We start from the raw sequence: 12132 nt of genomic DNA on the forward strand, positions 1-12132 counted from the left end.
AAATTTAGATGAAGTTTTTACATTCTTTAAAAAAATTGAAAATGAGCGCAAAAAGCTACCCTTCATGATTGACGGTATAGTTGTGCAAGTTGACCAAAACGATCTCAAAGAAAAGATGGGGGTTGCCGGTAAGGCTAAGCGCGGTATGATTGCTTTAAAATTTCCGGCTGAACAAGTCACTACTGTTGTGCAAAATGTTATTTTTAGTTTAGGCCGCACCGGCACCATCACACCGATAGCAGAATTGAAACCTGTCGTCATTGCCGGTACGCGGGTAAAGCACGCTAGTTTGCATAATTTTGATGAAATTGAACGTCTTGGGCTGCGCGTTGGCGATACAGTCATAATTGAGAAGGCGGGAGACATTATTCCTAAGGTGGTTCAAGTGTTGCCGAAACTTAGGACCGGAAAAGAGAAAAAAATTAGCCCGCCTAAAAAATGTCCAATTTGCGGCAGTCCAGTAGTAAAAAAACCAGGCGAAGTGGCTTGGCAATGTTCAAATCGCCAATGTTTTTCCATTGAGCGCGAAAAAGTTATTCATTTTGTATCTAAGTCGGCTTTTGACATTGATGGTTTAGGGCCAAAAATTGTTGAGCAGTTAATTGAAGAAGGTTTGGTAAAAGATCCAGCGGATATTTTTACCTTGCAAGAAGATGACCTAGCGCCACTTGAACGCTTTGCCGAAAAATCAGCCAAAAATCTAGTCAGCGCGATTGCCGCTAGAAAAAAAATAAGCCTCGCGCGATTTTTAGTCGCTTTGGGCATTCGCCATGTCGGTGAAGAAACAGCGAACGATTTAGCGACACATTTTACCAATTTGGAAAAATTACAAGCGGCTAGTGGTGAAGAGCTAGAAGCGCAAGAAGACATTGGCCCAATTGTGGCGCAAAGTATTAGTAGTTGGTTTCGTGATACGCGTAATATTGCATTACTAAAAAAATTAAAACACGCTGGCGTAACCGTTGAAGCCGTCAGCCGAAAAGTACATGAGACAGCGCTGACCGGCAAGACAGTGGTTTTAACCGGTAGCTTGGATTCAATTACTCGCGACGAAGCTAAACAAATGGTTCGTGCAGCCGGTGGTACTGCCGCCGGCTCGGTTTCCGCTAAAACTGATTTAGTTGTAGCCGGCGAAAATCCTGGCTCCAAGTATGATAAAGCTAAAAGGCTTGGCGTTAAAATTATTGATGAAAAAGAATTTATAAAACTTACCAAGTAAAAATGAAAGTCATAGATTTAACGCACGTGTTTAATAATGAAATGCCTGTGTATCCCGGTGATCCTAAGCCTGAGGTCAGACAAATAGCATGGCTAGAGAAGCAAGGTTACAATGATTTCCGGTTAACCACCGGGATGCATGTTGGCACCCATATTGATGCTCCACTCCATATGATCGAAGGCGGAAAGCTTATTTCAGATTTTCCGGTAGAAAAATTAGTCGGACCTGGATATATAATTGATGCCCGCGGCCAATCGGTAATCGATGAATCATTTATCACCCCACCTTTAAAGCCGGGTGCCATTGTGCTTGTGTTCACGGGATTCTCTCAAAAATTTACTGAAAAAGAATATTTTGAAATTTATCCTGAATTGTCTGAGTCATTTGCCAAGAAACTTATAGACGCAAAGGTAAGCATGCTTGGAATTGATTTTGCAAGCCCCGACAAAGACCCGTACCCAATCCACAAGTTATTGCTCGGCCAAGAAATTCTTATTGTTGAGAATTTAACCAATTTAGAAAAACTTCTTAGCTTCAAAAAATTTTCAGTTTCTGCCCTGCCTCTTAATTTAGAGGCAGAAGCGTCGCCAGCCAGGGTATTGGCAACCATTAATGATTAATTTATTGCCAATTTTTAAATATTTGGTATACTAGGGTGCATGAAATTAGATGAGACGCAAGTTCGTCATTTAGCTAAATTAGCCCAACTTGAATTGACTGATACGGAAATTCAACAATACGCCGAAGACCTTTCGGCGATTTTAGACTATTTTGACATGTTGCAATCCGTGGATACGGCTAAGGTCGCACCAACCGCGCATGTTTCAGGCCTAGCTAATATTACTCGGCCAGACGAGGTTCATGCTACCAATAAAGAAACCCGCGTTCAGATTTTAGACAACGCCCCAAATGTAAAAAATGATTACATCAAAACTAAGGGGGTGTTTGAATAATATGCAATTTAACCAGCTGACAATGATTCAAGCCCAAACTGGCTTAGCTAAAAAAGCATTTAGCGCTGAGCAGTTGTTAATGGCTTGCCTTGATCAAATTCAAAGGCATGATGCCAATATCAACGCCTTAGTTTTAGTTGATGATGAGAAAGCCATGCAACAAGCCAAGGGCGTCGATCAAAAAATTTCGAGCGGTGAAGCTCTTAGCCCTCTGGAAGGCATACCGTTAGTCATCAAGGATAATATCTGCACCGCTGGTATGGAAACCACGGCTGGTTCTCAAATTTTGAAAGGCTACCTTCCGCCATACAATGCCACAGTGGCTCGAATAATCACTGATGCTGGAGGCGTACTCATTGGTAAGTCAAATTTAGATGAGTTTGGCATGGGCGCATCAACGGAAAATTCTTCATTTTTTACGACAAAAAATCCTTGGGACAATACTAAAGTTTCGGGCGGCAGTTCCGGCGGGTCAGCGGCAGCAGTGGCATCTGACATGTGCCTGTACGCATTAGGATCAGATACTGGCGGTTCAATTCGTCAACCTTCTGCCTTTTGCGGTATGGTTGGATTAAAGCCATCTTATGGCCGGGTGTCCCGATACGGCTTAATTGCCTACGGTTCATCTTTGGATACAATTGGTCCTTTAACCAAAACAGTTGAGGATGCGGCTTTGGTTCTAGGTTTTATTGCCGGGCATGATAAAAAAGACTCCACTACTCAAACTGTGCCAGTGTCAAATTACTTAGCTGACATCAAAACTGAAATTAAAGGGATGAAAGTCGGTTTGGTTAAAGAGTATCTTGGCGCTGGGATTGATGATGAAGTGAAAAAGAAAGTTGAACAATCGGTGGAAGTTTTTAAATCTTTAGGAGCGGAAGTCATTGAGGTAAGCTTGCCTTTAACTAAATATGCGCTAGCGGTTTACTATTTGCTGGCTAAAGCGGAAGTTAGTTCTAACTTAGCCCGCTATGATGGCGTTCGTTACGGTAGTCCGGTGTTTGGAGATACATTAGCCGAACAATATCAAAAGACACGCGGGCAAAAGTTTGGACCTGAAGTGAAGCGTAGTATCATGATGGGCACCTTCACTTTATCGTCTGGCTATCACGAAGCATATTATAAAAAAGCGGCACAGGTTAGAACTTTAATAATTAATGAATTTAAAAAAGCTTTTGATCAAGTTGATTGTTTAATTGGACCAACAACTCCGACAGCGACGTTTGGCATTGGCGAAAAAAGTGACCCTTTGGCGATGTACTTGGCTGATGTTTTAACCGTTCCGCCAAGCGTAGCTGGATTGCCGGCGGTGTCTGTACCTTGCGGTTTTACTAAGACCGATTTACCGGTTGGCTTACAGATTACGGGCAAGCCATTTGACGAATCAACCATTTTAAGGGCGGCATATAATTATGAGCAAGCGACTAACTGGCATACTAAAAAGGCGTCACTAAAATAGCGCACATTCGTTAGTAATGTTAATTACTCTTGTCAATCAGCCGGTGTGTGATATAATGATTGAACCAAAATTAAAAAATTAATCAATGCTCTATGGGTTTTTTCAAAAAGTTATTTTCTCATAATGGACCATGGTCAGAGTTTAGTTCCTCTCAATCTTTTATTTTAGGAGCTGGTTGGGGGATTGCGGCGAGTAGCACCTTATCCCTGCTGGTTTTATTGGTCTTGATATTTAACGGCAATGCCGCTATAAGCATCGGATCAAAAGAAAGTGGTACTGTAGCTAAATCGGGAGCAGCACCCACGGCTCCAAGTCAGCCGACTGCGCCCAGCGCTCCGTCGGCCCCGACCGCACAGCTTAGACCAGTTGATAGTACAGATTATATTAGAGGCAATCCTGACGCCAAGGTTACTATGATAGAATATTCAGATTTTCAATGTCCTTTCTGTCAAAGGCACTTGCCAACAATCAATCAAATTTTACAAGCATATCCAAACGATGTAAATTTAGTTTACCGACACTTCCCGTTAAGGTCAATTCATCCTGAAGCCCAAAAAGCCGCCGAAGCATCAGAGTGTGCGGGAGAACAAGGAAAGTTTTGGGAAATGCACGATGCTTTATTTGCCGCTGGGCAGGCTGGCAACTTGAGCGTGACAACTTATAAGCAACTTGCTGGACAGATTGGGCTTAATCAAAATCAATTTGATTCTTGTCTTGATAGCGACAAAATGGCAGCGAAAGTACAGCAACATCTCAGTGAAGGCCAAGCCGCTGGAGTGACCGGTACGCCAGGCACATTTGTTAACGGACAGTTAGTGAGGGGCGCTGTGCCTTACAGTACTTTCCAGCAGATTATTCAATCTCAGTTATAGTTAATTACTATTAATTTTGATCCCCGGCTAAAATCAGCCGGGGATTTAGTTATTACTCTTTTAGTTTGACTAAAATGACTTTTTATATTATTTTAATGGAGAAATTAGCACAAAAAATGTGCTAAATTTAGCGTTCCATTAGCACGGAGAGGTGCCGGAGCGGCTGAACGGGACGGTTTGCTAAACCGTTGTACGGTTTTATAGCCGAACCGAGGGCCTGCCCCTCACCAAAGCGGAGGGATGCCGGAGTGGCTGAACGGAGCGGTTTGCTAAACCGTTGAACCTTTTTAAAGGGTTCCGTGGGTTCGAATCCCACTCCCTCCGCTTTGGTGAGGGGTGAAAATCCCTCCCTCTCCGCTGTGATTTCAAGCGGATTCAGAGCATTCAGTATAAAAGTTATTTTTGGAGAGGTGACAGAGTGGTCTAATGTGACGGTCTTGAAAACCGTTGAACCGCAAGGTTCCGTGGGTTCGAATCCCACCCTCTCCGCATTGGTGCGGGTCTTTGCATGCCCGACCAAAGCCTATAGGCGAAGGCGGGAAAAATGTTGAGGCAGCAATGTTGTGATAGTTCTGCGCCAACGGCGCACCAGCCTCTGGCTGAGAATCCTTGCCCGTCGTAGCTTTAGCGAAGTCGGGCCACCCTCTCCGCCAGCGAATCAAAAGTATAAGGAATTAGATGGACATAAGAAAGAGAATAGTAAACCAGTTAAAAAAAGAATTCGAAAATAATCCAAATGTTTTTGCTTTTTGGTTAGAAGGTTCGGATGCTATTGGTAAAAACGATGAGTACTCTGATCTTGATCCATGGCTAGATGTTGCTGACGGTAAAGAGGAAGAAATTTTTAATAAAGTTGAAATTGCCTTAAAAAATATTGCGTCGCTTGATATTAGTTTTGAAGTCGAACACCCAGATAAAAAGATACGGCAAAAATATTATCATTTAAAAGGCACGTCCAAGTACCTATTGATTGACTTATGTATTCAAAGCCATAGTCGCAAGTTCAAATTTATAAAAGGACACAAATATGAGGTGCCGCAAGTAATTTTTGATAAAAATAATGTGATCCGCTTTTTGACAATTGAAAATGAAAATTTAAAAATGCAAAACCAGCAGAGACTTCACTACTTAGAAAATAGGTTCGGGCAAACAGCAAGAGTAAAAAAATATATTAAAAGAGGTAAGTTCCTTGAGGCGCTGATATATTATCATGAATGGGCATTAAAGCCGTTAGTCGAGCTATTACGAATTAAATATACTCCATTGATTTCAAATTACTATTTAGTTAAAATTTCAGATGATCTCCCCAAGGAGGCATTAAAGAAGGTTGAGGATTTGTATAGGGTTAGTTCAATATCAGAAATTGAAAAAAAATTACCAAATGCACAACATCTGTTTGAGGCTACAATGGAAGAAGTTAAAGCAAAAATTAAAAGTTAGGGATGGGTGGCTGAGTGGTCGAAAGCGCTTGCTTGGAGTGCAAGTATACGGTAACCCCGTATCATGGGCGCGCCCCGTACTGAGCGGAGAGATGGCCGAGTGGTTTAAGGCGCACGCTTGGAAAGCGTGTAATCCCTTTAAAGGATTCACGGGTTCGAATCCCGTTCTCTCCGCCTAGTACGGGGTGAAAATCCCATCCCTTCCGCCGGACCGGATAGGTTCGTCCGGTTAGCCAACCGGACAGCCCAGTCGCATGACTGGGCGAATCCCACCCCCTCCGCCAATACAAAAGATCATATGAATGAAGTCACAATACCACAACAAGATTTTGACATCACTTTAAACGAAGTTGATGAGTTATTGAACCAAAAAGATTATGACACATTAGAGGCAAACTTAGTTCAGTGCGATGTTTCTTTGTTGGTTGATATTATCGATGGAATTATTGATGGCCGCAAAAAAATATTTTCGTTACTCCCGCCGGAACGGCAAGCCAACTTAATTTTGAAATTAAGTGAAAATAGCCAAGATGAAATTTTGTCGGCCCTAAGCAACGAGGCTTTAGCGCGCATTATTCGATTTATGGAAGATGACAACGCCACCGATTTGATTCAGCTTTTACCAAGCGATAGAACAGAAGGAATCTTAGCTGCGTTGTCACCCCGCAAGCGAACCCGGGTATCACAGTTATTAAAATTTGATCCGGACACTGCCGGCGGTATAATGGATATGTATTTTATTCAAGTTAAGCCAAGCGAAACAGTTGAGGCGGTTCGAAAAAAGGTTCATGAGTATCAAAAAGAGCACGGCGGGTTCCCAAGAGTTTTAATAGAAGATGCTCAAGGTAATATTGCAGGCTACGCACCCACGCGAAAGTTAATCGGGGAGCCTGGTAAAACAGAAATAGCCCGACTATCTCGTCCAGCAATTTATGTTAGTTATGACGAGGACCAAGAAGTAGTTTTAAACAAGGCCCTGGAACATAATTTTACTGGTATTGTCGTGACCGATGAACAAAATAAAGTTGTCGGCGTTATTCGCCAACAAGATTTTTTGAAAGTTGCGCAAGAAGAAGCGACCGAAGATATTTTACATTTATCAGGTTTATCGAAAGAAGAAAATTTACTTGATTCGCCCCTGCTAGCCTTGCGCCGCCGTTACGGTTGGCTTTTGATTCATTTAATTATGACTTCAATGGCGGCGTCGCTAGTGACTTTATTTCACGGCACTTTGGCGGGTTTTGTAATCTTGGCCGCTTATTTGCCAATTATTGGCGGCACAGGCCGTAATGTTTCAACTCAATCTTTTGCGGTGGTTGTGCGGGCAATGAGTTTAGGGGAGATGGATTTGAAAATTGGCGGCAAGGTGCTGCTAAAAGAAATCAGAGTTGGTTTAATGATAGGCATACTGCACGGGATTATTTTGGCCGCAATCAGTTATATTTTTACCCAAAACATAATGTTATCTTTAGTCCTGTTTTTAACCATGTCTGTTTTACTGCTGATCGCTGGATTTTTAGGCTCAATTATTCCCATCACCTTACGCCAGCTTAAATTTGACCCAGCTATTTCTTCGACCGTATTTATTACTACTCTGGCTGACGCTTTTGGCTATTTAATTTTTTTAAGCTTAGCCCATTTTTTATTAGTTTAATATGTCGGAAATTGATGAGATTAAAAATCGAGTTGACGTCGTTGATCTAATTTCAGAATATATCCAACTTAAGCAAGCCGGCACGAACTGGAAGGGGCTGTGCCCGTTTCATACTGAAAAAACGCCATCATTTATGGTTTCTAAGGATAAGCAATTTTGGCATTGTTTTGGCTGTTCGGAGGGTGGTGACATTTTTACGTTTTTGCAAAAAATTGAACATCTGGATTTCCCAGAAGCTTTAAGAATTTTAGCCCAAAAAGCTGGCGTTCAGTTAAAAACTTATGATCCTAAAATCGAGTCAGTTAAAAACCGCTTAATTGATATAAATACTTTAGCAAAAAAGTTTTGGCACAAAATTTTGTTAGAATCTAAATCAGCAAAAAAGGCTCGGCAGTATTTAGAGGGCCGTGGCGTTGCTCCCAGTACGATAGAAACTTTTGCATTAGGCTATGCGCCAAACGATTGGGATACGACTAGTCAATTTTTAAAAAAGAAAGGTTTTAATGATAAAGAAATATTTTTATCTGGCTTAAGTGTAAAAAAAGATAAGGGCAGCGGTTTTTATGACCGCTTCAGGGGAAGAATTATGTTTCCCATTGAAGATACTCATGGCAGCACCATCGGTTTTTCTGGCCGTACTTTAGAAGGCGATATTAAGGAAGCAAAATATATTAATACTCCTCAAACTCAAATTTATGATAAAAGTTTGACTTTGTATAATTTTCATCGAGCCAAAGATTTTATTAAGCAGGCCGATAATGTAGTTATTGTTGAAGGACAGATGGATGTGATTGCCGCGCATCAAGCTGGCACTAAAAATGTAGTCGCCAGTTCCGGAACGGCTTTTAATTTAAAAGATTATCAACTGATGAAGTTGGACCGTTTAACTAAAAATATCACTTTCGCTTTTGATGCTGATAGCGCCGGACAAGCCGCTGCTAACCGGGGGGTGGCTTTAGCATTGGGGTTTGGCTTTAATGTGAATATTATTGTTTTACCGACCGGCAAAGATCCTGATGAATGCATCCAAAAAGATATTGATGGGTGGAAAAAGGCAGTTGCCCAAGCCGGTTCTTTTATTGAGTATTTTTATAATAAGGTAGTTGGCAGCTTAGACCCAAACGACATTCAAAGTAAGAAACAAGCCGAAATTGAACTAGTGCCCGTGTTAAATTTAATTCCGCCTGGCTTGGAGCGAACACATTGGGTACAAAAAGTTGCCCATGCCTTAAATTATCCCGAAGCAGAATTAAGAGAGGCGTTAAAAAAATATGCTAAAGGCCATTCGTCCGAAGGCAGCCAACCAAAGCCCGCCTCAAACAAAAGCAGCCCAGAAAAAACTATTGCTGAGCAAATTTCAGATAGAATCATTGGAGTGGCTATCTCTTTTCCGGATCAATTAGGTTATATAATTGATCATGTGCCCCCAGAATTGATTCGGGGGGAAGTGAATCAAGATCTTTACAAAGAATTGATTCTCTATTATACTGAGGCCAGCAAAATTGATACTCAAACATTATTAGAACGATTAAAAAAGTTCGAATCTACCGTCAATGTGCTAATTTTATTGGCTGGCGATTTAGCGTCTGACGCAGATAGCCGTTTGGTTTTAAATGAATTAAATCAGCTAATTTATCGTTTGCAAAAACAGCATTATACTCAATTGTTAATTGATATTCAAAGAAGAATTTCGGCCGCTGAAAGTCGGGGAGACAATGAGGCACTAGAATCATTATCCCGCGAATTTAACATTTTGACCAAGCAAATGCAGCAACTTGATAGTCAATAAAACTATGCCCAAAGCCAAAAAGAAAACCACCGTTAAAAAGGCAACCAAGCCCAAAGCCAAAAAGAAAACCACCGTTAAAAAGGCAACCAAGCCCAAAGCCAAAAAGAAAACCACCAAGCGCGTTCGCAAAACCCTAACCCGGACGCGCAAAGAAAAGGTTGCCTTTCCGGAAGCTGAATCCCAAAAACTTTTAAACAAGGGGTGCATGCGCGGTTTCATCACCGAGCGTGAGATTTTATATTCCTTTCCTGAAATTGAAGAGTACTTAAACGACTACGAAAATTTTGTGACTGCGATTGAACAAAAAGGAGTGCAAATTATTGAGGTTCAAAACGATTTATTACAAGACCAGAAACAACAACAAAATTTACTTGACCAGGTCATTAGTTCGGCGGTTGACAAGAAGCGTTTTGACATATCAGACATTGCTTCAGATTCAATTCAAATGTATCTCCGAGAAATTGGTAAAGTGCCGCTCCTTACCTCGGAAGAAGAGATTCAGTTAGCTAAGCGTATTGAGCGTGGCGATAAAGAAGCCAAAAAGAAATTAATTGAAACTAACTTGCGTTTAGTGGTGGCGATTGCCAAAAGATTTACTGGAAAAAGTTTGTCGCTTTTGGATTTGATTCAGGAAGGCAACATCGGTTTATTCCGCGCGGTGGAAAAATTTGATTATCGCAAAGGTTATAAATTTTCAACTTACGCTACCTGGTGGATTCGTCAAGCGATTACCCGCGCCCTGGCCGATCAATCGCGCACTATCAGAATACCGGTCCACATGGTGGAAACCATCAATAAGTTTAAACAGATTGAACGTCGTTTGATTCAGGATTTAGGGCGTGAACCGTTGCCGGAGGAAATTGCGGCAGAAATGGGAGAGCCGGTCGAAAAAATTAATCATATTATTAACATTGCCCAAGATACAATCTCAATTGAAACGTCTGTTGGCGACGATGACGAAGACAGCACTTTGGAAGATTTTATCGAAGATGTCAAAACCGTGACACCGGATAGAGTTGCCGCCTTGCAATTATTGAAAGATTATGTTAAAGATGTTATCTCCGACTTAACTCCTAGGGAGCAGAAAATTTTAAGTATGCGGTTTGGTCTGTCTGATGGGGTATCGCATACCTTAGAAGAGGTTGGTAAGGAGTTTGATGTTACGCGTGAGCGTATCAGACAAATTGAGGCTAAAGCTTTGGAAAAAATCGGTAAGCATGAATTGATTCGCAAGCTTAGGGATTATTAATATTCTGGGGTAGCTCAATGGTAGAGCAGTGGACTGTTAATCCATTGGTTGCGGGTTCGAGTCCCGCCCCCAGAGCAAAGGTCGTGAAATAGGGGTATCACCCTTATGTCGTGGCTTCACTGGGGACTTTTTTGAGGTTCGAGAATGTTCTCGAGGTTCCGAAAGTTCCAACGGAGAGATATGAGCATCAGCTCGCAATACACCGCTAGAAACATAGCTTTCGGCGGTGTTTTGCGTTTGTTCGAGACTTTTATTAACTCTTGGCATCCACTTCGCCAAAAACTCAAAAGCGTCAGTATATTCAACTTTGACCTTTCCTTTGAGGACTGACACCTTGGAGAATGAGTACGCTAGAAGCAGTCGACGTTCCTCGACGTTAGCTTTTTCTGAGAGGTAAATCTCGCTTGCCTTGAGTGCCAGCTCGTGTACGGCAAATCCTGCCCTGTAGTACGCTGTGTTGTTCGCATTGAGGCGATCTAATCCTCTAAGCAGGTCTTCCTTCTCCTGAGTGAATTGACGTGCTTTTTCATCGTAGAAACTCGCTGAGATCCTGCCGTCCAGCTTATCGTCGTACATATTTCTGAGCCGCTGCTGGATACGCTCAAGCTTATTATTGATGCTCTGCACCTGAGCGTCGTGATAAGCGGTTTCCTCAGCGTGGCTTTCTTTGAGTGCTCTGCGAAGTATCTCAACCACTCGGTCGTTCTGAGGAGCTACAGCCGTCATTCGGGTCATAAGCTCTTCCTCAATACTTTCTTGCCTTATATACTTCTTCTCTTTTGCTAACTGTGCCTTGCATTGTTTACAAGCGCCATACCAGTGTCCTTTTTGTCGTTCCCACGTAACAGTCTTTTTGCAACTACCACAGTGGATTTTTCCTCTGAACTCAGTTAGGTGCTTACTGTAGTACGGATTTGGACGCCCACCGTTGAGTTTGAATTGCACTTCGTCAAAAAGCTCTTTTGTAATAATCGGCTCGTGCTTGCCAGCATACAACTGACCCTTCCAGAGAAAATCTCCGTAATAGAACGGGTCGGACAGAAGCTGGTGAATACGACTTTTTACCACCTTGCTACCAGCCCTGCTTCTTAGTCCAACTTCATACATTTTCTCCGTGAGTGCTTTAATAGAGTAATTGCCAGTGGCATAGAGCGTAAACATTTTTTTGACGTACGGTGCAACCTTTTCGTCGATTATGTGGATTTTGCGCCCCTTCTCTCCTGTAGTCTTGTAACCAATGGGTGGCTTAGTCGGAAACCAGCCGTCCCGAGCTTTCTGCGCCTGACCCTTTTTGACTTCTTCAGAAAGGTTGTCAGTGTAGTTTTTAGCAAAGAGTAGTCTGATGCCCCAATTGAGCTTTTCTTGCGATTTTGAGCCCTTGTGGAGCGTGAGAGAGTCTTTGACAGTTCGTAAAAATTCATGGTATTATCAACTTGATGCGGCATCTATCTAAAAACATTTCCATATTCGGTATTGCTATACTGCTGTCGGCGGGTAT

10 protein-coding genes and 4 tRNA genes are annotated in these 12132 nt (G+C 42.1%); 13 read left to right on the forward strand and 1 reads right to left on the reverse strand.

All coding sequences use genetic code 11. The annotated features are described in order from the left end of the window. The 13 genes from COT81_05350 to COT81_05410 all read left to right on the forward strand — a co-directional run. Positions 1-1219, forward strand: a 1219-nt coding sequence (locus tag COT81_05350) for an NAD-dependent DNA ligase LigA (protein PIS04643.1), incomplete at its 5' end; no start/stop codon positions are given. A 2-nt stretch (positions 1220-1221) separates the two neighbouring features. Beyond that, a complete protein-coding gene (locus tag COT81_05355; protein ID PIS04644.1) occupies positions 1222-1839 on the forward strand; it encodes a cyclase in 618 nt (205 codons plus the stop codon). 39 nt (positions 1840-1878) lie between these two features. Continuing rightward, positions 1879-2172: an Asp-tRNA(Asn)/Glu-tRNA(Gln) amidotransferase GatCAB subunit C gene (locus COT81_05360; GenBank protein PIS04645.1), complete on the forward strand. Its 294-nt coding sequence runs from the start codon at positions 1879-1881 to the stop codon at positions 2170-2172. Position 2173: 1 nt separating this feature from the next. Beyond that, positions 2174-3631, forward strand: a complete 1458-nt coding sequence (gene gatA, locus COT81_05365; GenBank protein ID PIS04646.1) for an Asp-tRNA(Asn)/Glu-tRNA(Gln) amidotransferase GatCAB subunit A — start codon at positions 2174-2176, stop codon at positions 3629-3631. Positions 3632-3723: 92 nt separating this feature from the next. Then, positions 3724-4503: a disulfide bond formation protein DsbA gene (locus COT81_05370; GenBank protein ID PIS04647.1), complete on the forward strand. Its 780-nt coding sequence runs from the start codon at positions 3724-3726 to the stop codon at positions 4501-4503. A gap of 234 nt (positions 4504-4737) precedes the next feature. Further along, a tRNA-Ser gene (locus tag COT81_05375) sits at positions 4738-4827 on the forward strand. 80 nt (positions 4828-4907) lie between these two features. Continuing rightward, positions 4908-4992, forward strand: a tRNA-Ser gene (locus COT81_05380). Between the two features lie 189 nt (positions 4993-5181). After that, positions 5182-5943, forward strand: coding sequence for a hypothetical protein (locus tag COT81_05385; GenBank protein PIS04648.1), 762 nt, complete (start codon positions 5182-5184; stop codon positions 5941-5943). Positions 5944-6028: 85 nt separating this feature from the next. Further along, positions 6029-6119: transfer RNA gene (locus COT81_05390), tRNA-Ser, on the forward strand. Between the two features lie 121 nt (positions 6120-6240). Then, positions 6241-7596: a magnesium transporter gene (gene mgtE / locus COT81_05395; protein ID PIS04649.1), complete on the forward strand. Its 1356-nt coding sequence runs from the start codon at positions 6241-6243 to the stop codon at positions 7594-7596. 1 nt (position 7597) lies between these two features. After that, positions 7598-9385 (forward strand): DNA primase, encoded by a 1788-nt coding sequence (locus tag COT81_05400; GenBank protein ID PIS04650.1) that lies wholly within the window; start codon positions 7598-7600, stop codon positions 9383-9385. Positions 9386-9389: 4 nt separating this feature from the next. Beyond that, complete coding sequence (locus tag COT81_05405; protein ID PIS04651.1) at positions 9390-10634, forward strand: RNA polymerase sigma factor RpoD; 1245 nt, start codon at positions 9390-9392, stop codon at positions 10632-10634. Between the two features lie 3 nt (positions 10635-10637). Beyond that, positions 10638-10712: transfer RNA gene (locus COT81_05410), tRNA-Asn, on the forward strand. Here COT81_05410 and COT81_05415 read toward each other — a convergent pair. Continuing rightward, complete coding sequence (locus tag COT81_05415) at positions 10671-11978, reverse strand: hypothetical protein (protein ID PIS04652.1); 1308 nt, start codon at positions 11976-11978, stop codon at positions 10671-10673. The genes COT81_05410 and COT81_05415 overlap by 42 nt on opposite strands. Positions 11979-12132: the final 154 nt, after the last annotated feature.

It is taken from the genome of Candidatus Buchananbacteria bacterium CG10_big_fil_rev_8_21_14_0_10_42_9, from assembly GCA_002773845.1.
GTDB lineage: Bacteria > Patescibacteriota > Patescibacteriia > Buchananbacterales > 21-14-0-10-42-9 > 21-14-0-10-42-9.